Origin of the sequence: Neobacillus endophyticus, from assembly GCF_013248975.1 — a bacterium.
Lineage (GTDB): Bacteria > Bacillota > Bacilli > Bacillales > Cytobacillaceae > Neobacillus > Neobacillus endophyticus.
Genome location: NZ_JABRWH010000001.1, coordinates 2,035,488 through 2,060,718 on the forward strand (window position 1 = coordinate 2,035,488; position 25,231 = coordinate 2,060,718).

Here is a 25,231-nt window from a genome sequence, read left to right on the forward strand (position 1 = left end):
ATGGGGAGAGTGAGATACAATTCATGATTACATACCCAAAAGATCAAATCACAGTGACACAAGCTGCTGTAGTTGTATCAAATACCATAATTGGCACGGGGATTCTTACTTCCCCCCGTACTATAGCACAGGAAGTGGGAAGCCCCGATGGATGGATTTCTGTGATTTTAAGCGGAATGATCGCCTTGCTGGCAGGGTATGTCGTTGCTAAACTAAGTCAGCGTTTTCCAGGCCAAACCTTCTATGAATACAGTCAAATAGTAGTCGGAAAGTTTTTAGGGCGAATTCACGGAGGCATATTTACATTTTACTTTCTTCTTTCTGCTGGTTTTCAGCTGCGAGCGATGGGGGAAATGATCCGCATGTACTTGTTGGATAATACTCCAATCGAAGTCATTATTATTTTTTTTATGAGTGTAGCAACGTACCTAATGGTAGGAGGAATTAATGCAATTGCTCGTCTATTTGAGCTTTTTCTTCCTTTTATTATTCTTATTCTACTATCTTTAGTTGTATTTAGTTTAGGGGATTTTAAGCTGGAGAATATTCGTCCCGTAATGGGGGATGGAATTACGCCAATATTCAATGGGATCAAAACATCAGCTCTTTCTTTAAGTGGTTTTGAAGTGATGCTGCTCTTTACTGCTTTTATGAAAGAGCCTCAAAAAGCAGTAAAATCAACACTTATTGGAATTGGTGTGGTTATTCCCTTGTATGTTCTTATCGTAGTAATGTGTATTGGAACGTTTGGCATCGATGAATTGAAAACACTGACATGGCCGATGATGGAAGATGCCATGTCCATCGAGGTACCGGGAGGGGTGTTGGAGAGGTTCGAATCTTTATTTTCCATCCTTTGGGTGATGACGATGTATACCACCTTTGTTCCATTTCATTATGCCGCAAGCCTTGGGCTGGGACAACTCTTGAATAGAAATTATCAAACATTCATTTTTGCATCATTACCAGTGATTTATCTAATTGCGATGTATCCGGAAAATTTGGATAATGTTTTTGCTTTAGGCAGTTTTATCGGATACTCATCAGTATTTATTATGGGCATCATGCCGTTCTACTTTTGGATCATCGCGATGATAAGGGGGAAAGGCATTGCGAGTTACTAAGATAATGAGTATTTTATTAGTGCTTTTTTCTCTTATTCCCATTTCTGGGTGTTGGGATCGAAGGGAGATTCAGGATATTGGCATTACGCTCGGAATAGGATTCGACAAACCCGTCGTGAAGGAAGTAAAAGAACAGGGACATAAGTCAGAACAAGGTCATAGAGTGTCCATGATCCATCAATTTGCTATCCCAAAACAATCTGCAGCAAATAAAGAAGGCGGAGCACAGAAAGATTATTTCAATCTTATAAGTGAAGGGGATCTTGTTTTTGATAATTTACAGGAAATTTCGATGCGGATTGCAATCCCCCCCAGCTATGAGCATTTAAAAGTCATCGTCATCAGCGAGGATGTGGCTCGTACGATCGATTTAAATAACATTATAAATTTCATATTGCGGAATACAGAAACGAGAAGATCTACTAGAGTTGTGGTATCTAAAGGAAAAGCCAGAGAAGTGTTTGAAAAACAAGGTATCATCACAAATCCGGCTTTGAAACTAATGGAATCAACCGATAATTACAACAAAACAATGCGAATGGCTACAGAAATAAAACTAGGTGAAATTTCAGGATATCTTAGTTCGAAAAGAAGTTTTGTGGTTCAACGGGTGACCACTTCCAAAAAGGAAATGAAAATACATGGCGCTGCTGTTATTAATGGTAAAAGCGGCAAAATGATTGGGGAATTGGGAGAAAAGGAAATAGAAGGATTGAATTGGTTAAAGGGGGACAAGGGAAGAAGGGGGATCGTCGAAGGGGTAGATCCGAAAAGTAAAGGGAAACTTGTATATGAATTACGTAAAATGAAAAGTAAGATTCAGCCAAAAGTGACTGGAAGTAAGATTTCCTTCACTATTGAAATTGAGACAGAAGGGAAACTTAGAGAGGATTGGGTGAACCCGGGAAACGCTTTTAAAACAGATTTTATAAAAAGAGCAGAACTGGCAACAGGAATTGCGATTAAAAAGACAGCTGAACGGACACTTGCAAAAACACAGAAAGAATTCAAGGAGGATGTGCTTGGCCTTGATAAAAGACTGAGTATTGATTATCCCCATGTATGGAAAAAGGTAAAGGGAGGTTGGAGTGAACGATTTAGTGAGATTCCGGTAAATATAAAGGTAAGGGTGAAGATACGTGATTTTGGAACAAAAGGGACGAAAAAAGCATAATAGGAAAGTTATTAAATTCGAATAGTCGGGATCTGTCGCTCCCGACTATTCGAAATATAATTGTGTTATTTCTTTTTATCACCTTTTGGTCCAAAGCAGCCGATGATTGCACCTATTAAGGCAGGAATCATCCAGCCAAGACCGATGCTGTAAAGCGGTAGGTAATTCGTGTAGAATGCTTTAATCGAATCAAATAAAGAAACGGTTGTCCCTGGTAAACTAGCGGCTAGTGCGCTGTAACCATCAAAGAAACTGACAAAGAATGTTAAAAGCATGGAGACAGCAAAAACGCTTTGTTTATAACGAAATAATGGAGCACACAAGGTTAATAGAATAAGTACAATAGCGAGCGGGTACAGGATCATTAATACCGGGACTGCGAATTGAATGATATTGTTTAACCCAAAGTTGGCGATAATAAATGAGACAATACATAGTATTAGTACAAACGATTTATAACTAATTTTAGGAACAAATTGATGGAAAAATTCACTGCATGATGTAATAAGTCCAATGCTTGTTTTTAGACAAGCTAGTACAATGATAATGGCCAGTAAAATCGTACCGAACGATCCGTAATAGTGGTGGGCAACAGCTGCAAAAATCTCGCCGCCATTCTGAAATGATCCAATAGCCGAGATACTCGACGCCCCCATATACGTAATAAGTCCGTAAATCAGCATCATTAAAGCCATTGCGAAAACGCCAGATTTCCATGTAGCTTTGGCAATATCTTTAGTATTCGTGATGCCTTGTCCCTTAATAGCATGAATGACTACAATACCAAATGCAAGTGATGCCAGGGCATCCATTGTATTATAACCCTCTTTGAAACCTGTAATGAAAGCCAGATTCGTATAGTCTCCTGAAGGGTTGCCAAAATGACCCATAGGCTTAACAATTGCTGTAATGATTAAAACAAAAAGAAAGATTAGGAATGCTGGTGTCAAGTATTTTCCAATGTAATCCAAAATCTTTGCGGGATTAAGAGAGAAATAGTAAACAATGGCAAAGAAAACAAAGCTGAAAATGCCGAGCCATAAGCTGGTACTTCCTGGATTTATGTATGGTTCAAAACCGACAACAAATGGTACAGTTGCCGTACGGGGAATAGCGAAAAATGGCCCAATGGTTAAGTAAAGAGCGATAGCAAAGACTGCACTAAAAAGCGGGTGTACTCTGTTAGCTAAATCACGCAGTCCATTGCTTCCGGAAAGGCCAATCGCTAAAATTCCCAAAAAAGGAAGGCCAATGGCGGTAACTAAAAAGCCAATTAATGCCGGCCAAAAGTTTGTCCCAGCAAGCTGCCCTAATTGAATGGGGAAAATCAAATTCCCAGCACCAAAGAACATCCCGAAAAGCATAGTTCCGATTACTGCATAGGTCGAAAAAGATATTTTTTGTTTCATATAATTTGCTTCCTCTCGTTGTGATAATACGGTCAAGTGTTATAGAAAAATTTCCTTTTTTCTCTTTCCCCCTTTTTAACAGGAGTTATATATCTAACTACTATAAAATAAAAAAGAAAATACGGTCCTTTATTCGAACCGTTTTCCAGTCACTACATAGTACAAATCAGGATCATTTTTCCAAAAGGATTGAACTTTATCCTCACCTACTATTTTCGTCAGCTCTCCGAAAGCAATATCATGTCGAATATATTCAATGGCTACTAAAACAAGAGCAGGATCAGTGGTTTTTACTGCCCAAGATGTAGTATTTGGGGCAAATTGAGCAATTAATACTTCTTCATTATCCCTTACAATAATGGTTAAACGCCCGCCCATCCGCTTTTCAGTGATTTCTGGTGCCATGTAATTGTGATGAAAGGTAACTCCAAGTTTGTGATCGGGATCTGCAAATAGCATGGAAAAAACTTTGATGCCTTCCTGAACTCGTTGTTCAATTAGTTCCTTGACTGAGGATGCTTGAGGATTCCAAATGGACATCCAAACTTCTTCTTCTGCTTTATTAATCATATCCATGATTTCAGCCATGACATGTTCGTCGCTTTTCAAACGCCAAATGACATCCGTATCCCTTTCATTTTCTAGTTTATTTAAACTTTTCTCTAGAAAATGAAAGGATTCATCAAAATTTTTACGTAATCTCTTGATTAACTCTTCAGCCGGAAGAGGAACGTATTTCACGGGTTCAGAAGGAACGGTATAAATGGCCCCTTTATCCAAAAGCTTCCCTAGAACTTCATAGATCATAGATCGTGGCACACCAGATCGCTTACTGACTTCATATCCTGTTACAGGTGAATTTTTCAGCAGATTTATATATGCTTTACATTCATATTGCGAGAAACCTAATTTTTGTAGTTCTTTAATAATATCGTCCATTTTGGCTCCCATGGATAATCTTTTATTAGTAGTTAGAGTAATACTCACTATATATACTTGCTAATAAAAAGTCAATTGCCGTTTCATTCTAAAATCCAAAGGTATGCGAAAAAAGTGGTTGGGTAAACAGCTATTTTAAAATGATGGTATTTGCCCCTTTTCTTTCGTAAGAAATTAAACTATTATATATTTAGATAATTAACTAATTATTAAAGAAGGGGATAAAATGAACGAAGTATTTAAGGCGTTAGCAGATCCGACTCGCAGGAAAATCCTCGATTTGTTAAAAGAGCGTGATTTAACAGCCGGTGAAATTGCTGATCATTTTGAGATGAGCAAACCGTCCATTAGCAACCATTTAAAAATACTGAAATCTGCCGGATTGGTTCTTGATGATAAACAGGGGCAGTTTGTCCTGTATTCGTTAAACTCGACTATCTTGCAGGATGTAATTAAGTGGTTATTAGACAAAAAAGGGAACGGAGATGAATAACATGAAAAAAAATAAGCTTTTTTATATTACGCTAGTTATTTCCTTTATTCCATTACTGATCAATATTATCGCCTATCCGCATATGCCGAACCGAGTACCTGTTCATTGGGGAATAAATGGAGAGGTAAATCAGTACGGTTCAAAAGTGGAACAAGTTTCGATGAGTGCTCTGCCTCTCGTTCTTTTCATCTTCCTAAACTATTTACCGGCTATTGATCCGAAAAGGGAGTCATATAAGAAACATGGCTTTGCTTTCTCCGTCATCAATTTGATGATTATCATAGTTATATCGTGTATAAACCTTGCTGGATTACTTAGCGCCTTTGGCTATCCTATTTCATTTCAAAAAGTGTTGGCAGTACTCTTTGGACTTATGTTTTTAGTTCTTGGAAATTACATGTCTCAGATTCGCCATAATTACTTTTTCGGAATTCGCACTCCCTGGACACTGGCTTCAGAGTATGTCTGGAAAAAGACTCACAGATTCGGAGGATACATGTATATTCTTGTGGGCCTAGTGGCGTTTGTCTCCATCTTTATAGGGCCAGCGGGATTGACGATGTTTTTTGTGGCACTATTAATAGGAACTGCAGCCACAATCCTATATTCCTATCTGGTTTTTAAAAAGAATATATAAAAAGTGCCTGACACCTGAGCGGTAACGCATCGGGTGTCAGGCACCAATTTTTTACCCAAATAGGAATAACCAGATGATTGTGATGATAAAAAGGGGAGATATGCTTCGTGTTTTGTATACAATTAGGCCATTTATGATTCCAAGGGCGAAGGCTCCTGCTGAAACGGAAAAAGAGTGGACGCTAACATAAAAATGCAACGCGAAAGCAAGGCTTTGTACACAAATGGCTGTTATAACAGAAAGGCCAAGCTGCCGAAGTTTGACTTGCAGGACATTTCGAAAATACAGCTCGAGCATACAGCCATTAATAATAAGGGCCAAAGTACTCCCAAGTGAAATGGGATGCATGACTCCAGGTGATCCAGTCTTCCAAAGCAAAATTCCCATTAAACCAGCATATAATGGCAGCGATAAACCAAGATAGCGCCATGCCTTATGCTGGTTTATTTTAGTTGCAGCTGCATCCGGCAGCCGGGTAGGATCGACGGTCAATATTGTCACCCACGCCATGATGGTATAAATAGATAGAATCCATTGTAAAGGATCCGGAAACAAACTGCCAAAGGTATAAACGAGGCCTAATCCCATCACATCCGTGTATAACCTTCCTGTATCGACTTTCTTTCGGGCAGCTGGCGACAGCAAAAATGCAGGGGCATAAATCCTAGTCTTCATCATGGATGTGTTCTCCATTCCATTGTTCCCACCAGGAAATATGCTTGATACCATATCGTTTATGCTGCTGGGTTAAAGTACGCTTTAACTCTTGGGAAGTTTGACTGAATGCCGAAGATGAGGGATAGCCTATCGCCGTAATAATAACCACACGAAAGTTTGGTGGAATGTTTAATAGACTCTTAACAAGTGTTTCATCCCAGCCGATCATTTGCCGGCAGGAAAGCCCCATTAATTGGGCCTGATAGACAAGGCTCATCATCGCCAATCCACAATCATACAGATAGTAATCCTTTCCGGCCACCCGGTCATCCTCGTCTGGATCTGCTATTTGAACAATTAAACCGGCTGCATGTGTTGCCCATTTATTCGTTTGATGAAAGGCACTTGCTAATTTTTGAATATTGCTCTCGTTTTGAAGAATAATGTACCTTGCCGGCTGATGATTCCATGATGATGGCGCCCGTCGAGCTGATTCCAGTAATAGCTCCCAAACATCCATGGAGCATTTTTGCTTTGTCCAATTTGTTATACTCTTCCTTTCCATAATTTCACGGGCTAATGTGTTTGAGTACTCAGTCAATATCTTCTCCACCCTTCCAATAATAAACATTTTATCTTATGATGAGTTTAGTATAATCATGGATTAGGTCATAAAGATATTAACTTTGGTCATGTAAAAGTCATAGGTAAGGTGAAGTGAATGAACACCTTTTTTGTATTGATAAGATTGGTAAGTTACTTACTATTACTGGGACTTACCATTTATTTTGGCCATTCCCTAACATGGAGGGATTGGGCTGTTTCCATCCTTGTAATGGCTTGGGGGACTTGGGATTTTTGGAAAAAACCAAACGAAGACACTAAAAAACTGGGCTATGGTGTTTGGATAGAAGCAATCGCCATAACATGGTGGATCTTTTCTGTTCAGAGCGATGTTCTTCTTTATGCTTATATATCGCCTCTGGCCCGGGCATCCATTCATCTCGTCATTCGTGATAGATTACTATTTTTTATCACATGCTGCATGCTCATTGTAGTTTTCGAATGGTGGGTTCCCGGACATAGTTTTATCCCGCTGCTAGTGCTTTTATTTGTATTGGCCTACAGTTCGCTGATTGGCAGTCTTGTGGCTGAACGTCAGCGATCACAGCAATTACTTGGGTTATCCGAATTTGAAAGGGAACAACATATACGAGAACAGGAGCGGGTCCGGATTAGCCGTCAGCTGCATGATACGATGGGTCAATATTGGACGGCCGTGATCCGTATAATGGATGTCGCAGAAGCGGTTCCTATGCCAAATAAACAAACCTATATTCAAAAAGCCAGAAATGCAGCAGAATCAGGATTGCAGGAAATGAGAAACATCATTAGGAATTCTCAAGATGGCAAGCTGACATCGGAGCAATGGATTGATTTTGCTTTAAAATCATTGGAACGGTTAAAAGAATTAACAAACATCCAAATAGAATTATTGTTGCCAGAAGATGGCTGGTTTTTTTTACACAGACGAAAAGAAATAAGTGAACTCTTCGCTAGAGTCATAATTGAATCACTGACAAATGCGATTAGGCATGGGATGGCGACAAAGGTTTGCATTGAGGTGGGCGAAACCGATCAGAGCTGTCAACTTTTCATTCGTGATAACGGAGTCGGGTTTCAGAAGGAGATCCATGCAGGAATAGGGGTTCAATCGATTCGAGAACTGACAAGGGATGCCGGAGGTTCGTTTCAAATAGAAAGTAAGCAAAATCATGGAACAACTATAAAGCTTCATATCCCATTTAAAGGCGGGCAATGGAATGATTAAAATCGGAATGGCAGAAGACCAGGCATTGGTAAGAGAAAGTCTGGCTATTGTATTAGGGTTGGAACATGACATGGAGGTAGTGTGGGAAGCAGCAAATGGACTTCAGGCTGTGAATGCCTTAAAGGAAAATAAGGCAGATATAGTTTTAATGGACTTGCGAATGCCGGAACTGGATGGAGTATCGGCATCGAAACAAATCTCGATTGTTTCGCCGGAAACAAAGATCATCATTTTAACCACTTTTGATCATGACGAATGGATTCTGGATGCGCTCCATGCCGGGGCTTCTTTTTGTTTTTTAAAAGAAATACCACCCAAGCTATTAATTGAAGCGATTCGCTGTGTTTACCATCAGCAGTTCCATCCAGATAGCTGGAGTCCGGAATGGCGGCGGTATGCACCTGAAATTCAATTTAAAGCAAAGGTGAGCAGGACCTATGCTTCGTCCGAAGCCGTGGTAATTGAAAATGAGTTTCTGACATCAAGAGAACTGGAAGTCTTAAAACGGATAGGCAGCGGACAAACCAACTCCGAAATTGCTAAAGCTTTATTCTTAAGTGAAGGCACCGTAAAGAATTATGTCTCCAGCTTATACTATAAGATTGGCGTCAAAAATAGGAATGAAGCGATTCGCCTGGCAAGAAAATTGGGGCTCATTACTTCGTTCCATTAATTTCCTGTTCCAATCATTAAAGTTCAACCAGTTTAGCGAAAGCGGGTGCTAAAATAAGTGGAAATAAATGATCTTATGATATTTAAAACGGTAGTAAGTGAAGGTTCCATTAGTAAAGCTGCAAAAGAGCTGGGATATGTACAACCGAATGTAACAGAAAGAATCAAAAAACTAGAGCAAGAGTTAGAGACATCGCTGCTGCAAAGAAACAGCAGTGGTATTTCTCTATTGCCTCCGGGTGAAATTCTGTTAAATTACGCTGAGAAGGTCCTCACTCTAGTAGAAGATGCAAAAAGTGAAATTAAGAAGGACGGCCAGTACTATCGGATTGTGACGACACAATCGATTTTGTTTACTTATTTAAGCAGCCGTATCAAAGAAAATCTGAAAGACTATCAGATATATATGGAAAATAACCGTCAGCTTAATCAATTGTTAAAAAATCAAAAAGTAGATATGGCGATCACATATGAAAATTATTCCAATCCCGCGTTTCAAATGGTATCGAGTACATCCATTTCGATTGGTTTACTAAAAGCAAAAGGAAGATCAAAGATTGACTATTTAAAGGAAAGCTTTTTTGTCAGCCATGATCCCCAATGCCCTTTCAGAAATTATACAATTCAATTTATGGAGGAACATCATCTTTCTAACACCCAGCTGCATCAAATAGATTCTTATACACTTATTACGGAATTTGTTACAGAAGGAAAGGGAGTAGCCTTTTTACCAATTGATGATGAAAAATTTGAAAGAGTGGAGGAAGTAGAAATAGAAAGAATGCCCATCTATTTTTTTACCATTCGAGGATCGAGAAAAGAGCCCCCAGCAGAGCTATTTAAATGAAACATTCAAATAAAAAGAGGCGATCAACAATGATCCCCTCTTTTTATACAAGATAAAGAAGACTTCTTTCGAACGTGAATCGTTATTGGGAAATATGAAGAATTTCATAGATGGTAAGATGATCTGGGAGGTGAATAGCTGGTAGATCCTGATAAAATCGAAAGTGGCTGTATCTCCATTTATCTGGATTATATACAAGTAAGTCTCCTAAACATTTCTCATCATCTTCCATAAAATCATGAACAGAATGAAATGGCACCTTCCTCAATGATTTAGACGCCGCTATATCTCCGGCATACTCGATCACATAATGACTTTTATGGAAATTTTTATCAAGGTTTATAGAGTAAGAGACACCAATTTGAATATGCTGCCATCCAAAAGAGTCTAAAATATTGTCATAAAAACCATCAAAGATAAAATGGTTCATCCCTTGCGAGTGATTCCAAACGTATAAAGGTGCGTAGGAATTGTAGATATTTCCATTCTTCTCTTCCTCGGTCATTAAATACGCTTTAAAAAGAAGGTCAGGAAAACCATCTGTCTTATGCCCGTTTTCTTGCACTCGTTTCCTGATAATTTCCATATCATAATCTTTTGGCAAAATGACTTTATACTGCATGCCAATCATACTGATCACTCACTTTCGATGGTATATAAGTTATGATAGGCCGGGTTCAAGCCAATGTAAAATAGGTATAATTGATGGACGATATCAGTTGGAATGATAGGTAATTAGAAGTTGGACTGGATGTAATGAGCACTTTGGGTGAAAGAAACTGAAAAACAAATGGAGCTATTAAAATAGGCGTTGTTTTGAGCTGTTTAGAAAATAGCCCTCCTTATTTGACGGGCCGCTTAATAAGGAGGTTCTTTTTTGGGTTTTATAAATAATTGGGTTATTTGATCATTAAGCTCATCATCATCGATGTCAGGCCAATTATCGGGTATCACCATATAATGGCAATTTCCGTTTTCGAGATAACTGTAAATAATTTGCGCCTCATCTATTTCCTCTTTACTGACTGATTGGGAAAAATGAGGTTGATTTGTTTTAAAATAAGTGATCATCTGTGACTTAATAGCTGTTGCCAGCTCCTCGAGTCTATCTGATTGTAATTGATATCTTTCGCTGAAAAGAATTTTGTTTCTTTTGATCAGAAAAAGTTTAAAAGTCTGTTCCGTTAAAAATTCTATAATGGCAATATTTTTGTTTTCCTCAGTAAAATGAATGACTTTTTCTTTTTGAAGAAGGAAACGGACTGATTCCATATAATTTCGATATTTTCCTGCTGTTTCAAACTCAAAATTCTCTGCTGCATTTCGCATTTTTTTCTGCATTTCCTCAAGCAGGCTCGTATCCTCTCCATTTAATAAAGCGATAATGCGGCTAATAATTTCCCGGTAATCTTTAACGGCGGAATCTTTACAACACATCCCAAAACATAACCCCAGGGAATAATTCAAACATGGTGAATTTGTTTGAGAAGGCCCGCTGCATTGGATTTGACAAAATTCTTTTAATCCCTGTATGGCCTTTTCAACTGTATGTTTCGTGATAAACGGTCCAAAAGAAAGACAATTTTCATCAGTGGCGGGGGCATTTGTCACTTCAATCTTAGGAAATTCACTATTCATGTTAATTGCAATAAATGTATAGCCTTTTGGGCTTTTCATTTTTCGATTAAAGTAGGGTTTTATTTCTCGAATAAGATGGCATTCGAGCATAAAGGCTTCGAATTCTGTATCGGTGTAAATAACATCAAATTCCTTAATATTGTTCTTCAGTTTGACTACTTTTTGTGAGTGATTTCTGGAGTTCTGAAAATAAGATTGAACCCGCCGCTTGAGGTTTTTGGCTTTTCCGACATAGATAATGATACCTTGGGAATCCTTCATGAGATAGACTCCAGGGGTAGTGGGAAGGGATTGAGCTTTTTCTTTTAGATTGATAGGAATTCCTGCTTCCAAAAGCATAATATTTCACTTACTCCTCTACACATGCGGCAGCACCACTCCGCCATAAATAAACGCCGCAATGATCATAAATGCCGGATGAATTTTAAACTTAATTAGGGCAATAAAAGCAACCATTCCAATAATCAAAGAATGGACAGGTCCGATGGAGCTAAAAGAATTAGCTGCCATTTTCCAAGTCAATGCTACCATCATGATCGCAATCACCGGCTGCACTAACAGTGTCATTCCTTTAACGATAGTCGATTGCCGATGCCGGTTAAGAATTTTCAGCAATAAAATTAAAGCGAAAGCAGATGGGAAAATGGTTGCAAACAAGGCAACAAGGACTCCTAGCCATCCGTTGACATCATACCCAACATATGTAGCAATATTCGTGGCAATCGGGCCGGGCAGGGCATTGCCAATCGCGAGCATTTGAGAAAAATCAGCATTGTTTAACCATTTATAGTGATTGACAACTTCCTCATACATAAGCGGAATTGAAGCCGGCCCGCCTCCATAGCCTAAGACATTTGCCACAAAAAATCCCCAAAAAAGATGCAGCAGTTCCATGTGTAAATCCCTCCTTATTTTGATCGCTGGCTGACCTTATTTTTGATTTTAAAATGAAACGCCCCGTAGAGTAGAAAAATAAGGATGACAATGGCTGGATGCACAGGCACTACGTATAACAAAATAAATGAAAGCGCCAAAAACAGGACACCGAGGATTTTCCCTAATCCTTTCAACGCTTTGAAAGCAAACTCATATGCCATCTGCCCGAGCATGACGGCAATTACCGGCATCATGGCGCTAATCATATCGGTAAATGTTTTGGAAAAACTAAGGACATGTACGAGATCAAGCAGAACGATCGTTGCAATACAGGTCGGTGTAATATGGGCCAACACTCCAATAATAGCCCCAATCGCTCCTTTTAGTCTGTATCCCAGATAGGCCGCCATTTTAGGGGCAATCGGCCCCGGAAGCGCATTGGCAATGGCGTAAATTTCAGCAAATTCTTCGTCTTCTAACCAATGATAACGTGTAACAGCCTCATAGCGTATTAAAGGAATGACAGATGGTCCGCCGCCAAAACCTAATACTCCAGTACGAACCATTGCCATCATCAATTCTTTATAGGCAGACATTCACTTTCCTCCAGATTCTACGGTTAATGGTTATTTTATTAAAAATGTTATTGATCAATGATGGAAAGATAGCTACATTTTAACATTCTTAAATCAAAAAAACCTTTTAAATAAGTAGCGGGGGATATGGCCCATTAAAAATGGCTCTTGTTTTTTTAAATAAACGAAGCTTTAGCGAAGGCTTAAAACTTGGTGAAGCCGCTTGAAATGATTTAATATGGAATGGGAGAAAATAAAGTAATGGGCAAACAAAAATTTAATTTTCCGTGGAGGAAGAGGAATGAAAGAAATAAAGCCGCCGAAGAAGCCGCTGATTTATTATTATGTTGTGATTCTAATAGTCGTCATGCTTCTAAATACGTTTCTTTTTCCAGCGATTGTCCGCCATTCGATTAAAGAAGTAGACTATGGAACGTTCTTATCAATGGTAGATAAAGGAAAAGTGAAAAATGTACAAATTGAAGATGACTATATTACATTTAGCCCGAAAACCGGGGACATTGTATACAAAACGGGAACGATGGACGACCCGGATTTAGTCAATCGTCTTCATAAAGCCAATGTGAAGTTTACAAAGGTGATTCCTAAGGAAAATTCCCCTCTGATTAATTTCTTTTGGACTTGGGTTGCTCCGTTGCTGATCTTTATGGCAATTGGCCAATGGTTAACAAAGAGAATGCAGGGCCGGATGATGGGCGGAGGAGGAAATGCCTTTTCATTTGGAAAAAGCAATGCCAAAGTCTATGTCGAATCGGAAACTGGCATTACCTTTAATGACGTTGCTGGTCAGGATGAAGCAAAAGAGGCGCTTCAGGAAATCGTCGATTTTCTGCATAACTCAAAGAAATATGTGGATATCGGTGCTAATATTCCAAAAGGTGCCCTGTTAGTCGGTCCTCCGGGGACTGGTAAAACCTTGCTTGCAAAAGCAGTTGCAGGAGAATCGAAGGTTCCGTTCTTCTCGATTTCTGGTTCGGAATTTGTTGAGATGTTCGTTGGAATGGGAGCAGCCAGGGTTCGGGATTTATTTAAACAGGCAAAAGCTAAAGCTCCGTGTATTGTCTTTATTGATGAAATTGATGCTATTGGAAAAAGCCGTAATTCAAGCATGGCCGGGGGAAATGACGAGAGGGAGCAGACGTTAAATCAGCTGTTAACGGAAATGGATGGATTTGAACCGGATAAAGGGATTGTCATTCTCGCGGCAACGAATAGACCGGAAACCCTTGATAAAGCCCTCTTGAGACCGGGAAGATTTGACCGGCGTGTTCCTGTTGAGCTTCCTGATCTTGCTGGCCGTGAATCGATATTAAGGGTTCATGCCCGCAAAGTAAAACTGACGGATGATATTGATTTTAATGTAATTGCCAGAGCGACCTCAGGAGCATCAGGAGCGGACTTGGCCAATATTATCAACGAAGCTGCCCTAAGAGCAGTAAGGTTTGGCCGAAACCGGGTCACGCAAAATGATTTGGAAGAATCGGTAGAGGTAGTAATTGCTGGATATCAACGGAAAAATGCCGTAATTTCCATGAAGGATAAATTAACGATTGCTTATCATGAAATTGGTCATGCATTGGTGGCGGCGAAACAAAGCCATTCGGCGCCAGTTCATAAAATCACGATCATCCCAAGAACATCCGGTGCACTTGGTTATACCATGCAGGTAGATGAAAAAGAAACCATTCTTATGACAAAAGAGCAGGCACTGGATAAAATTACGACCTATATGGGCGGCCGTGCAGCAGAAGAGATTATTTTTAAAACGATCACTTCGGGAGCATCTAATGATATTGAACAGGCAACTAAAATTGCCAGGTCCATGGTCACCCGGTTCGGGATGAGTGAAGAATTCGATATGATGGCATTAGAAACGGTAAATAATCCGTATTTAGGCGGGGATACTACCTTGTTGGTGTCGGCAGAGACAGCTTCCAAAGTTGACGCAGAGGTGTTAAGGATTATTAAATCCTGCCATCACCAAGCAAAGGAAATTTTACAAAACAATATCGATAAACTGCATGAATTGACCAAATATCTGTTAGAAAAAGAAACAATTTCAGGTGAAGAGTTTATGGATATTTTGTCAGGAAAACAGCTGGAGACGGACTTTTAAGAAGACAGATTTAAAGGGCTTATGAAGTATAGAATGCGCGGAATAAATAACGAATAAATAGCTAGGGACTTGTTCCTAGCTTTTTTATTTTGGCAGCATTGAAATAAGGCTTATGAGCTAACTGAAGTTAAGTGGAAGGATTTTTAAAATGGAAACAGAATAATTATACTTACATCCAGAATTTGTAAGTGTGTTATTGGGCTTTAGGTTCCATAAAAAAATACAAGAACATGAAAAATAGGAGGAAATTTAACATGACGCATCTTACATTAAAAATGTACGACTACCACGCATGGGCAAATGGAGTTATAATGGATCGTTTTAAAGAACTTCCTCAAGACATTTATCATAAGGAAATACAAACTGGTTTTTCTTCCATATCAAAGGTGCTGTCTCACATTTATGTTACAGATTACATATGGTTTGACATTATTTCAGGTAAAGACATGAAAGAAGCTTTGGCGTATGCAGATCAATTAAGAGAGCAGATAGAATCAAAAAGTATTGAAGAAATGAAAAACCTCTTTTTAGACTTATCAGAACGTTACAAAGAACTTCTGAACAGCCAAGGAAATCTTGATGGGGTGATAATGGTTGATAACCCCTATGCTGGGTTACTTGAAACTTCTGTTTCTGAAACGGTAATCCATGTTGTCACTCATGGATCGTATCACCGTGGGAATATAGCTACCATGTTACGTCAACTGGGACACACCTCGGTGATGCAAGATTATGGACTTTACCTATACATGCACATGCCCCAAACTTCATGATTTCTCGTCTGGGGCTCTTGAGGGGAAGTTTGGCATTCCCTTATCGCGGGTGGTGACAGCTTCGCTGGATATACCACTGCTATGATATAATTTTTTAAAAAAAGGATGTAAAAACTATGTTCAGAATAACAAAAATAATAAAGCATAAAGATTGGGAAGAGTTTAAAATAAAGGGAGTTCTTAGCGAGGATTCTTTAATTAATGAGGGCTTTATACACTGTTCTTTCTTTAACCAATCAATTGAGGTTGCTAATAAATATTTTAAAAACGAATCGGAAGTTTTATTATTAATACTTAATCCTGAGTTAATAACCGAAGAGATTAAATATGAAAAGGCATCAAACGGACAAGAATATCCTCATATTTACGGACCTTTGAATATTGGATCTGTAATAGAAATTGTACCGTTTGTAAAGTCAGCAGAAGGTTTCTTTAATCTTCCTAATGAAATATCAACGGGCTATAAATTTTAAATGGAACTAATGGTTAAAACGCAGAACCAAGAAATGGGAAGTCGCCAAACAAGTACGCCCCGATTGCAACAGCCAAGTTTAACAGAACATGAAAAAGAAGGCAATGGACCATTAATCAAATGGACATTGCCTTTTTATTTGGGTCAATTTAAACAAGCACGTTGAGTAAATTGACTCTTGATATGAAACGGGTTCCATAATATACACTAAATTCAAATAATTGTCAGTTGGAGCTTTAGTGAAGATTTATAACCACTGAAGAATGGGGATGATTGCCATGATGGATTATCATAATAAAGTGTTGATTGGAATTGAACATGTAGGAGACTGGGATATCACGGATGAAACGGTGTTTTATTGTAAGCAATACGGTTCTATTGTGCAGGGCAAATATTATGGAGGCAATGTCAAATATGGCGAGCTTATTGGCCTCGTCAACGATAAGGGGATTCTCCAAGCTGCTTTCAGTCATTTCAATGAATCATCACTTTTTTTCGGTGGAGTTTGCACCTTTACTCCTGAAAAATCCCCCGCAAACGGCCAGTTGAGACTCCAAGCAAAATGGTGCTTGGCAGAAGGTCAAACCCATGTGAGTGAATCTGTCATTGAAGAACTGCTGCCGATGTCTTCTGACTTCCCTTGCTAATAAAGGTATAATAGAGAAAAGGAATTTTTTATTGAAAAGGTGATTGTGTGACAAACATTAGGGACCTTGCCAAAATGGCTGGTGTGTCTGTAACAACTGTATCGCGTGTACTTAATCACCATCCATATGTGAGTGAGGAAAAGCGGAGGAAGGTTTTAGCCGCAATTGAAACAAGTAATTATCAGCAAAATATTAATGCTGTTCATCTTAGTACAGGGAAAACGTTTCTTATTGGGGTTGTGCTGCCATATTCGGACCATCCCTATTTTGCTTTAATGGTAAAAGGAATCGCAAATGAAGCTTTAAATAAAAATTACAACCTAGTATTAATTCAAACGAACTATGTAGAAAGCAGGGAATTGGAAGGGCTGAATATGCTAAAGCAAAAACAAATAGATGCGCTGATTATTTGTTCGAGAATTTGCGAGTGGTCGGTTATTGAAGAGTATATTCAGTACGGCCCCATAGTTCTATGTGAAAAAACGCTCGGCAAGCAGGCTTCCTCCACATTTGTTGATCATTATAAAGTTTTTCATTTTGCTTTAGAGTATCTATATGAAAAGGGCCATCGGAAAATTGGCTATTGTATCGGCCGGATGTCGGGTTCCAATAGTGAATATCGCGAGTTGGCCTATCGTGATTTTGTGAATAAGCATGATTTGCCCAATAATCCTCATTACATATTTGATCATTGTTTATTTTTGGATGATGGATATAAGGTTATGGAGCAAATCATGGAAATAGACGATCCGCCAACAGCCCTGCTCGTAACAAGCGACCAAGTGGCGGCGGGAATAGTGGCATCTGCAACAAAAAATCGAATTTCAATTCCGAATGACCTGGCAGTCATTGGGTTCGATAATCAGTCAATTGCCAAAGTGATGGACATTACCACTATTGAAATTCCCCACGTTGAAATGGGAAGAAAACTTTTTCTCCAAGCCATCGATAACTGCGGGATCACCTATGAAGAAATCCCCGTGCGGTTAATTGAGAGGAAAACGGTTTGATTATGCTCGGAAAAATATTGATTTTCCATATTAAATGAAAAAGGAGGATGTTGCCAAAACGACATCCTCTTTTTTTACAAAAAGTAATTGAAATTGATTCTCAATTACTGCTATTATATAAATGATAATGATTATCGTTATCATTATTGGTTGATCGGGAGGATTGTACATATGAAGTAAATCAAGTTTCCCAGTTCAGAGAAAAGGTCTTTGGGGAGGAAAGTTCGACATGAAAAAAACAAGAAAAGCACATTTGTGGATTGGGTTGATTGCATCCATTTTTATCTTTATGGAGTCTATAACGGGCTTATTGATGAATGAGCCATGGCTCATTGGGCAGTCAAAAATGGAGAAAAGAAGCAATGGTACGGGGCAATCAGGGGTAGGGACAAACAACACGATTATGACAGCAGGAAAAAATCAAGGAAGCGCCCAAGTGCAGGCTGCCGGACAATCTGGTCCATTAACAGGAGGGAAGTCTGAAAACGGTACGACAGGACAAATCTCAGGTTCCAGTGGTTTAGAGGGTATGGGCGGAGGCAATATAGAACGCAAATCCTCAGGTACCGTCATGGGGATTATCAAAGGGCTGCATAAAGGAAGGATCGGAACGGCCAATGTCAAATGGCTTATAGACCTCGTTGCGATTTCTATGATTTTTCTAACCGGTTCGGGCATCTATTTATCTGCGAAGGTGCTTGGTGCAGGCAGAAAACGGAAAACGAGAAAAAATGGGAAGCTTGTTAACGAACAAGGGTTAACCTGAATGCAGGTTGCGGGGGCGGATCCCTAAAACATAAGTAATTTCATTTCCTCTCATATTAGCCCTTCTTTTTGCTGGGGAGTTTGTCCCTCCCGCAAAATTCAATGGTTTCAAGCGATTTTAGTTTTACACATTAGAGGGTAAAGTAAATAGAATCCTCGATTCCAGCCTGAAATTTGCTGGCGAAAAAATGGTGGAAAGGAGAAGACAGCCTACCGCTCGCTCGGGGCTGTCTTTTTTTTACAAATAAAACATGTAAGGCAGCTGCTTACTTTTATTAACGTCGCTTTTCAATTACTAGACTAAAAAGACCTGAACATCTCGAGTTACGTTCATTCTTATTAAGCTTGTCGTTCCATACTTGTGTTCACCTGCTTGAGTTTATGCGGCAGGAACATTATCGTACTGAGCAATAGAGCGATAACGAAAAATATTGTATAAACACGAAAACCTATATCTGTTACATGTACTATGGAGATTTTTTCAGCTTTAGCCTGTATGCCCATCCCCATAAACATGTGTGACGCCATTGCAGGTGCCACGCTAAGCTGGAGCAATATAAGTGTAAGTGTTTGACTGACAACACGGCCAACATTGTACACAGTATAAAACATTCCAGAGGCCGATCCTGCTTGTTTCGGTGGAGCTGCTGACAAGACCGTTTTGGCAAGCGATGGCCAGGCCAAACTGTTTGCCGCTGAAATAATGAACAATGGAATGATCACTCCCGAAATAGATAATTTTTCTCCGATATTTCCTAGCAGCAGTAAGGAGAAGGCGATCAAGGCTATACCTAATAGTAAAAGTCGAATCGGACCAAGGCGGTCGGCTAATTTACCTCCAAGCGGTCCCATCACCAATTGGGGGAGTGACAAGGGCAGCAGCAGCAGCCCGGATTGTAAAGGCGATAACTGTTGTGCACCTTGCAGGTATAGCGCCAGAAGGACGGTTATCGAAAAATATCCAATGCAATAACACATGGTGATTCCTAGTCCTGTAGTGTAAAGCCTATGAGTGAATAAATTAAGGTTAAAAAGAGGATCTTGGACTTTTAACTCCGTGATAATAAAGGCAGCCCACAACAATCCTGTCGTTATGAAGAGAGCTAGTACACGGCTGGAGCCCCAACCCCAATCCTGCCCTTGGGAGAGAACGACTAAAAGAGAAGTCAATCCTAGTCCGAAAGTGAAGATCCCGATCCAATCCGTTTTGAAAAACTCCCGGACGTGGGATTGCTTTAATAGGAACCACCCAGCCAACAAGGCAATTAATCCAAATGGGGCAGAAACAAAGAAGATGGAGCGCCATCCGAGCTCACTTATTAAGGCTCCTCCAACAACAGGGCCAATAATGGAGCCTAATATCCATGAGGTGGAATTGATTCCAATCGCAAGACCAAATTGCTCAGAGGGAAATGTCCGCATAATAATAGGAGTGGCAGTTGCCAAGGCAAATGCTGCACCAAGGCCTTGGATAAGCCGAAAGATAATAAGCATGAGACCAGAGTTAGCTAGACCGCAGAGTACTGTAGCTACAGTGAAAATTCCAAATCCCCAGAGAAAGATTCGTTTTGTCCCTACTCCATCTGCCCACCTGCCTGCTGGAAGCAAAAATATAGTACTAGTAATTAGATAGGAAGTGATGGTCCACATTCCTGTCACGATTGTCACATGTAGCTCTTCCATCAATGTTGGAAGGCCGATTACTACGATCGTGGCATCCAAGTTGGTCACAAATGAAACAAGCGTAACAACAGCCAACACTGCCCACTTGTTTGAATGTTCTCCTTTCATTTGTCAATCCTCCAGTTGATTTTATTTTGTAACTGTAATCAATGTACAGGAGAAATATAATCATGTAAAATGATTGTTAATGATGATATGATTCGTTTTTTGTGATAGTAGAAGAAGGAGGGATCACAGTGGAAAGTAATGAACTCCGTATTTTTCAGGCGGTGGCAAGGGAGGGAAGTATAACGAGAGCGGCTCAATTACTTGGATATGTTCAGTCAAACGTTACGGCAAGGGTACAGCAATTAGAAGCCGAGCTAAATACACAGCTTTTTTATCGCCAACGGGGGATGTTATTAACACCAGCTGGTGAGAAGCTATTAAGTTATACCGAGCAAATTATCCATCTACTCGACGAGGCGCAAAAAGCCATGAATGATTCTGAAGAACCCGTGGGGCGGCTCATGCTGGGAGCCACTCATACGGCTTCTGCCATGTATCTTCCTGCCATCCTAGCTAAATACTTTAAGCAATATCCAAAAGTAGAGTTATCGCTTATGACGGATTATTCAAGTGAGTTGGTGGAAAAGGTACGTCATTTTCAACTACACGGGGCATTGGTAAAATCAGAACAGAATGATGATAACATTGTTCAGGAGCTTATATTGGAAGAGCAACTTGTGTTAATAAGTGCCCCGGGAGCAGAAGATATTGAAAAAGTATGTCACCAGCCTTTTCTTATGAATACAAAAGGTTGTCCACATCGGGAGAAGCTTGAAACTTGGCTGAAATCCATTGGTATTGGCAGCGTACGATATTTAGAGTTTAATCATCCAGATGCTATGATCCAAGGTGTCATTTCAGGACTTGGTGCGTCATTCATACCAAAGTCTTCGATTCAAACTCTTGAACAGGCAGGGGTGGTGCGTTCTTTTGCTATCCCAGCTCCCTATAGCACAGCCAAAACTTTTTTCATACGACACAAGGATAGTCTAATGACAAGCGCACTTTCAAAATTTATTGAGATGTTACAAGAGGTTAAAGGGAAAGTATGAAGACGTTACTTATTGATATGGATTCGGTTATTTGTGATTTGATGTCAGAGTGGCACAGACGCTATAATCGAGATTATAATGATAATTTGTCGGTAGTACGGCTATTATGCTGGGATTCCGAGAAGTATGTGAAGCCGGAGTGCGGGAAGAAGATTTATGACTATTTAATGGAACCTGGATTGTTCTTAGGGTTAAAACCGTTGCCAAATGCAATTGAAGTATTGGAAAGGCTAAACAAAAGATTTGATATTTTAATAGTTACAAGCAGTGTTTCCAGTGCATATGAGGAGAAGGAACGTTGGGTAGGACAGAATCTCCCGTTTCTGGATCGAAATAATTTAATATTTGCTCATCGGAAAAACATGATTGTCGGGGATTTATTATTTGATGACGCCCCCCACAATTTACTAGGCTTTGCCGCAACAGGACGGACAGCAATCGCCATGGATTATCCTTATAATCGGGATGTAGATGTCCCGAGAGTGAAGAATTGGCTCGAGTTTGAGGCATTCATTAATCATTTTGAGCGGGAAGGGGAATAGATTCCATGCAGTATGTAGATGTCATGATTGTTGGCGGAGGGCCGGCAGGAATTTCTGCGGCTATATGGTGTAAACGTCTTGGGATCGATCATCTCCTCCTTGAGAAAAAAAACGAATTGGGCGGTCAGTTGGCAAAAATTCAAAATGAAATTATCGATTATCCGGGGCTTTATGCAGAAAATGGGCAAGCGATGCAAATGGTATTAACAAAGCATGCAGCCAAATTGAACTGCAACTGCAAATTAAATGCAACTGTGTTAAAGATAGATGAGGCGCAAAAGACTGTAACATTTGAACAAGATGGGAAATTGGAAGTCATCCATTTCCGATATTTGGTATTGGCCTCAGGAGCCGGTCAAAGACGCTTGGAAGTGCCAGGTGAAAGGGAAATGCTCCAAAGAGGCGAGGATTATTCTGCGACAACGGATGGTCAGCTTTTTAAAAATAAAACCGCTGCCGTTGTCGGAGGTGGAGACCGTGCCTTTGAAGGGGCTATTTTATTGGCGGATGCAGGGGTAAATGTATTTTTAATACATCGAACTCAATCATTCAAAGCAAGATCGGAATTTATTACACTTGCCAATCAGAAAAGCAACATAAAGATTCTTACAGATACAAAGGTTACTGCCATCAACGGAGATCACCGTGTCACTTCCATTACTTTAGTGAAAGATGACGGTGAATCAAGTTGTTTAATGGTGGATGCAGTGTTTGTTCGGATTGGAATTAAGCGGAATTATGAATTGGTAGAGGGGAAAGTGGCCATAGACCCACAAGGACTTATTGTTACAGATCAAACCGGAAAAACTAGCAACAGCTCCATTTTTGCCGTCGGCGATGTATGCACAGATTCTCCTCTTTCCAGCATTGCCGCATCTGTAGGGCAGGGGGCGACAGCTGCTAAGTTTTTAGCATCCCTTTTAGTGTAACTGCATCTGACAAGTCACTGGTCAAATTCACTGACCTTAAAAAGGGAACCACAGTTAATGCCATGTTTTGACGATAAAATACATACAGGAATTGCAGAATTTGGGGTGTTGGAATGGAACTGCCACTGGACTTTCTTGTCAAAATGCGTGAGCTTTTACAAGATGAATATGAAGCTTTTATTCAAAGCTATGAAGAACATAAAGCACAGGGACTAAGGGCGAATACTCTTAAGGTTTCCCTCGATGAGTTTTTAAAAATAAGCCCATTTACCTTAAAGAAGATTCCATGGGTAAAAGAAGGGTTTTACTATGGGGCGGAGGAGCGGCCGGGAAAGCATCCATACCATGAAGCCGGCTTGTATTATATCCAAGAGCCAAGTGCCATGGCAGCCGGAGAACTGCTGGATCCGCAGCCAGGAGAGAAAGTGCTGGATTTATGTGCGGCCCCTGGCGGAAAAACAACACATATTGCGGCAAGAATGAACCAGCAAGGATTACTTTTGACGAATGAGATCCATCCGGCCCGAGCCAAGATTCTTTCGCAGAATATCGAGCGTATGGGGGTACGGAATGCGGTTGTCACCAATGAAACGCCGGCCCGATTGGCTGAAAGGTTTCCGGGTTATTTTGACCGGATTATGGTAGACGCACCATGTTCCGGTGAAGGGATGTTTCGCAAGGATCCTGAAGCATGTCAGGAATGGAGTCTGGAGAATGTCGCCATCTGTGCAGCGCGCCAGCTTGATATTTTAGAGTATGCCGGGGGGATGCTGCGTCCGGGAGGAAGGCTGGTTTATTCCACCTGTACCTTTTCTCCGGAGGAAAACGAAGGGACGATCAGCCGTTTTTTACAGGAGCATCCAAACTTTGAAGTGGAAGCCGCTCATGTCTATGAAGGCTTTGACACGGGAAGGGCAGACTGGATTCCAGAGGCGGTTGCCAGTATTGAAAAAACGGTGCGAATTTGGCCTCATCACATTCAGGGGGAAGGCCATTATATCGCAGTTTTACGCAAAACTTCTGGTGAAGAGCCTGGAAAGCGAAAATATGCCAAACCATTAACAGACCAAAAACTGCTCAAAAGTTATTTTCAGTTTGCAGAGGAAACGTTAATTGATCCGCCCAAAGGTGACTTTTTGTTATTTGGCGAGCAATTATACCTGATGCCCAAGGACATACTCACCTTGGATCATTTGAAAGTGCTACGCCCTGGCTGGCACTTAGGCACGATTAAAAAGAATCGTTTCGAACCTTCTCATGCCTTGGCTTTATCATTGCATGGGAGCCAAGTAAAGAATAAATGGAACATAGGGAAAGATTCGAGGGAAATTATCTCCTATTTAAAAGGGGAATCCTTGGAGGCAGAAGGGACAAAAGGCTGGTATTTGGTGGAAGTGGATAGTTATTCGCTTGGCTGGGGGAAACTATCCGACAACGTGTTGAAAAATCATTATCCCAAAGGGTTAAGATGGGCGGGAAATCGTTAACGATTTGATTGTGAACTAGGTAAATGCACTGCTCATTTTGGATTCGAGTAGAAATCAATCGGGTAAAATCCTCGAAATGTGACCGTTTACAAAAAAATTTTTATATGGTACATTAGTATCAGTTGAATATGGATCACATGTTACTGATACGATCAGGCATGGTGGTAAAAATGGAAGGTGTTATTTTAACCCTTTTGTTTGTACCCCCATGCCTTTTTTGTTTTTCTTTCCCGATATGGAAATGTCGAAGCAAGGGAAAGCCTAATAATAATAATTATTCATTCCCTGTCATTTATAAATATCAAAGGAGTATAAGGCAATGAAATTTAATTTTTTCAAAAAGACAAAAGACCTTCATATATTTGTACCAGTTAATGGGGAAATCATCCCAATTGAAGAAGTTCCCGATCCTGTTTTTAATCAAAAAATGATGGGTGTCGGCGCGGCAGTTGTTCCAGATCATGGAGACATTGTGGCACCAGTGGACGGAACCATTATCCAAGTAGCACCTACAAAACATGCGGTAGGGATCCTGGCTGAGGATGGAACGGAGATTCTGATTCATGTAGGGTTAGATACTGTTGCCCTGAATGGTGAGGGATTTCAAACAGCTGTCAAAGAAGGCGATAAGGTTGCAGTCGGACAGACACTTTTAAAAGTTAATTGGGATTTTCTCAAAGAGCATGTCCCAAGCATTATTACTCCAATTGTTATTACAAACAGCCAAGACAGCGGTAAAAAATACAGCTTTGCAACAGATCAAAACGGTATTGCCGGCAAGACGGTTATGATTACAGTTCAATAATCAAACCAA

28 protein-coding genes are annotated in these 25,231 nt (G+C 40.1%); 19 read left to right on the forward strand and 9 right to left on the reverse strand.

Translation table 11 applies throughout. From position 1 onward, the window contains the following. Positions 1-23 precede the first annotated feature (23 nt). Both HPT25_RS09950 and HPT25_RS09955 read left to right on the forward strand, forming a co-directional pair. Positions 24-1,124: a GerAB/ArcD/ProY family transporter gene (locus tag HPT25_RS09950; RefSeq protein WP_173063190.1), complete on the forward strand. Its 1,101-nt coding sequence runs from the start codon at positions 24-26 to the stop codon at positions 1,122-1,124. After that, entirely contained in the window at positions 1,111-2,298 is a 1,188-nt protein-coding gene (locus tag HPT25_RS09955; protein WP_173063192.1) for a Ger(x)C family spore germination protein, read from the forward strand. Before HPT25_RS09950 ends, HPT25_RS09955 begins: the two co-directional genes overlap by 14 nt. A gap of 65 nt (positions 2,299-2,363) precedes the next feature. Here HPT25_RS09955 and brnQ read toward each other — a convergent pair whose 3' ends face one another. Both brnQ and HPT25_RS09965 read right to left on the reverse strand, forming a co-directional pair. Next, a complete protein-coding gene (gene brnQ / locus HPT25_RS09960) occupies positions 2,364-3,707 on the reverse strand; it encodes a branched-chain amino acid transport system II carrier protein (protein WP_173063195.1) in 1,344 nt (447 codons plus the stop codon). 129 nt (positions 3,708-3,836) lie between these two features. Continuing rightward, complete coding sequence (locus tag HPT25_RS09965; RefSeq protein ID WP_173063198.1) at positions 3,837-4,646, reverse strand: TrmB family transcriptional regulator; 810 nt, start codon at positions 4,644-4,646, stop codon at positions 3,837-3,839. Between the two features lie 226 nt (positions 4,647-4,872). Between HPT25_RS09965 and HPT25_RS09970 the strand changes: the two genes are divergently transcribed. Together HPT25_RS09970 and HPT25_RS09975 are read left to right on the forward strand one after the other, a co-directional pair. Continuing rightward, on the forward strand, positions 4,873-5,139 hold the full coding sequence (locus HPT25_RS09970; protein WP_173063201.1) for an autorepressor SdpR family transcription factor: 267 nt from the start codon (positions 4,873-4,875) through the stop codon (positions 5,137-5,139). A gap of 1 nt (position 5,140) precedes the next feature. Further along, positions 5,141-5,776 (forward strand): SdpI family protein, encoded by a 636-nt coding sequence (locus HPT25_RS09975; protein ID WP_173063204.1) that lies wholly within the window; start codon positions 5,141-5,143, stop codon positions 5,774-5,776. A gap of 51 nt (positions 5,777-5,827) precedes the next feature. On the opposite strand, the gene HPT25_RS09980 is transcribed toward HPT25_RS09975, so the two are convergent. Both HPT25_RS09980 and HPT25_RS09985 read right to left on the reverse strand, forming a co-directional pair. Further along, entirely contained in the window at positions 5,828-6,454 is a 627-nt protein-coding gene (locus HPT25_RS09980; protein WP_173063207.1) for a CPBP family intramembrane glutamic endopeptidase, read from the reverse strand. Continuing rightward, entirely contained in the window at positions 6,441-7,034 is a 594-nt protein-coding gene (locus HPT25_RS09985) for a nitroreductase family protein (protein ID WP_173063210.1), read from the reverse strand. The genes HPT25_RS09980 and HPT25_RS09985 overlap by 14 nt, the downstream gene beginning before the upstream one ends. Positions 7,035-7,154: 120 nt before the next feature. Between HPT25_RS09985 and HPT25_RS09990 the strand changes: the two genes are divergently transcribed. The 3 genes from HPT25_RS09990 to HPT25_RS10000 are packed head-to-tail and all read left to right on the forward strand — an operon-like array spanning position 7,155 to position 9,783. Further along, positions 7,155-8,264 carry a sensor histidine kinase gene (locus HPT25_RS09990; RefSeq protein WP_173063213.1) on the forward strand — a complete coding sequence of 370 codons (1,110 nt, stop codon included), beginning with the start codon at positions 7,155-7,157 and terminating at the stop codon, positions 8,262-8,264. Continuing rightward, positions 8,257-8,937 (forward strand): response regulator transcription factor, encoded by a 681-nt coding sequence (locus HPT25_RS09995; RefSeq protein ID WP_173063216.1) that lies wholly within the window; start codon positions 8,257-8,259, stop codon positions 8,935-8,937. Before HPT25_RS09990 ends, HPT25_RS09995 begins: the two co-directional genes overlap by 8 nt. A gap of 57 nt (positions 8,938-8,994) precedes the next feature. Continuing rightward, positions 8,995-9,783, forward strand: a complete 789-nt coding sequence (locus HPT25_RS10000) for a LysR family transcriptional regulator (RefSeq protein WP_173063219.1) — start codon at positions 8,995-8,997, stop codon at positions 9,781-9,783. 82 nt (positions 9,784-9,865) lie between these two features. Here HPT25_RS10000 and HPT25_RS10005 read toward each other — a convergent pair whose 3' ends face one another. The 4 genes from HPT25_RS10005 to chrB all read right to left on the reverse strand — a co-directional run bounded on the left by HPT25_RS10005 (position 9,866) and on the right by chrB (position 12,893). Then, a complete protein-coding gene (locus HPT25_RS10005; RefSeq protein WP_173063222.1) occupies positions 9,866-10,414 on the reverse strand; it encodes a DUF4865 family protein in 549 nt (182 codons plus the stop codon). Positions 10,415-10,641: 227 nt separating this feature from the next. After that, positions 10,642-11,760 carry a GIY-YIG nuclease family protein gene (locus tag HPT25_RS10010; protein ID WP_217269678.1) on the reverse strand — a complete coding sequence of 373 codons (1,119 nt, stop codon included), beginning with the start codon at positions 11,758-11,760 and terminating at the stop codon, positions 10,642-10,644. A gap of 18 nt (positions 11,761-11,778) precedes the next feature. Then, positions 11,779-12,315, reverse strand: coding sequence for a chromate efflux transporter ChrA (gene chrA, locus HPT25_RS10015; protein ID WP_173063224.1), 537 nt, complete (start codon positions 12,313-12,315; stop codon positions 11,779-11,781). Positions 12,316-12,329: 14 nt separating this feature from the next. Next, positions 12,330-12,893 (reverse strand): chromate efflux transporter ChrB, encoded by a 564-nt coding sequence (gene chrB, locus HPT25_RS10020; RefSeq protein ID WP_173063227.1) that lies wholly within the window; start codon positions 12,891-12,893, stop codon positions 12,330-12,332. Positions 12,894-13,173: 280 nt separating this feature from the next. On the opposite strand from chrB, the gene ftsH reads away from it, so the two are divergent. From ftsH to HPT25_RS10055, 7 genes are all read left to right on the forward strand, one after another. After that, positions 13,174-15,009, forward strand: coding sequence for an ATP-dependent zinc metalloprotease FtsH (gene ftsH / locus HPT25_RS10025; RefSeq protein WP_173063230.1), 1,836 nt, complete (start codon positions 13,174-13,176; stop codon positions 15,007-15,009). 254 nt (positions 15,010-15,263) lie between these two features. Then, positions 15,264-15,782, forward strand: coding sequence for a DinB family protein (locus tag HPT25_RS10030; protein WP_173063233.1), 519 nt, complete (start codon positions 15,264-15,266; stop codon positions 15,780-15,782). 116 nt (positions 15,783-15,898) lie between these two features. Then, positions 15,899-16,255: a DUF952 domain-containing protein gene (locus HPT25_RS10035; RefSeq protein ID WP_173063236.1), complete on the forward strand. Its 357-nt coding sequence runs from the start codon at positions 15,899-15,901 to the stop codon at positions 16,253-16,255. Continuing rightward, entirely contained in the window at positions 16,256-16,420 is a 165-nt protein-coding gene (locus tag HPT25_RS10040; protein ID WP_173063239.1) for a hypothetical protein, read from the forward strand. A gap of 112 nt (positions 16,421-16,532) precedes the next feature. Further along, positions 16,533-16,901, forward strand: a complete 369-nt coding sequence (locus tag HPT25_RS10045; protein WP_173063242.1) for an avidin-fold protein — start codon at positions 16,533-16,535, stop codon at positions 16,899-16,901. A gap of 47 nt (positions 16,902-16,948) precedes the next feature. Next, a complete protein-coding gene (locus HPT25_RS10050) occupies positions 16,949-17,911 on the forward strand; it encodes a LacI family DNA-binding transcriptional regulator (protein WP_173063245.1) in 963 nt (320 codons plus the stop codon). Between the two features lie 229 nt (positions 17,912-18,140). Further along, a complete protein-coding gene (locus HPT25_RS10055; protein WP_173063248.1) occupies positions 18,141-18,677 on the forward strand; it encodes a PepSY-associated TM helix domain-containing protein in 537 nt (178 codons plus the stop codon). A 338-nt stretch (positions 18,678-19,015) separates the two neighbouring features. Here HPT25_RS10055 and HPT25_RS10060 read toward each other — a convergent pair whose 3' ends face one another. Further along, positions 19,016-20,467, reverse strand: a complete 1,452-nt coding sequence (locus HPT25_RS10060; protein ID WP_173063251.1) for an MFS transporter — start codon at positions 20,465-20,467, stop codon at positions 19,016-19,018. Positions 20,468-20,595: 128 nt separating this feature from the next. Between HPT25_RS10060 and HPT25_RS28650 the strand changes: the two genes are divergently transcribed. From HPT25_RS28650 to HPT25_RS10085, 5 genes are all read left to right on the forward strand, one after another. Further along, entirely contained in the window at positions 20,596-21,459 is an 864-nt protein-coding gene (locus HPT25_RS28650) for a LysR family transcriptional regulator (RefSeq protein ID WP_173063254.1), read from the forward strand. Then, positions 21,456-22,001, forward strand: a complete 546-nt coding sequence (locus HPT25_RS10070) for a 5' nucleotidase, NT5C type (RefSeq protein ID WP_173063257.1) — start codon at positions 21,456-21,458, stop codon at positions 21,999-22,001. Before HPT25_RS28650 ends, HPT25_RS10070 begins: the two co-directional genes overlap by 4 nt. Before the next feature lie 5 nt (positions 22,002-22,006). Beyond that, complete coding sequence (locus HPT25_RS10075; protein WP_173063260.1) at positions 22,007-22,930, forward strand: NAD(P)/FAD-dependent oxidoreductase; 924 nt, start codon at positions 22,007-22,009, stop codon at positions 22,928-22,930. 113 nt (positions 22,931-23,043) lie between these two features. After that, positions 23,044-24,417 carry an RsmF rRNA methyltransferase first C-terminal domain-containing protein gene (locus HPT25_RS10080; RefSeq protein WP_173063263.1) on the forward strand — a complete coding sequence of 458 codons (1,374 nt, stop codon included), beginning with the start codon at positions 23,044-23,046 and terminating at the stop codon, positions 24,415-24,417. A gap of 319 nt (positions 24,418-24,736) precedes the next feature. After that, a complete protein-coding gene (locus HPT25_RS10085) occupies positions 24,737-25,222 on the forward strand; it encodes a PTS sugar transporter subunit IIA (RefSeq protein ID WP_173063266.1) in 486 nt (161 codons plus the stop codon). Positions 25,223-25,231: the final 9 nt, after the last annotated feature.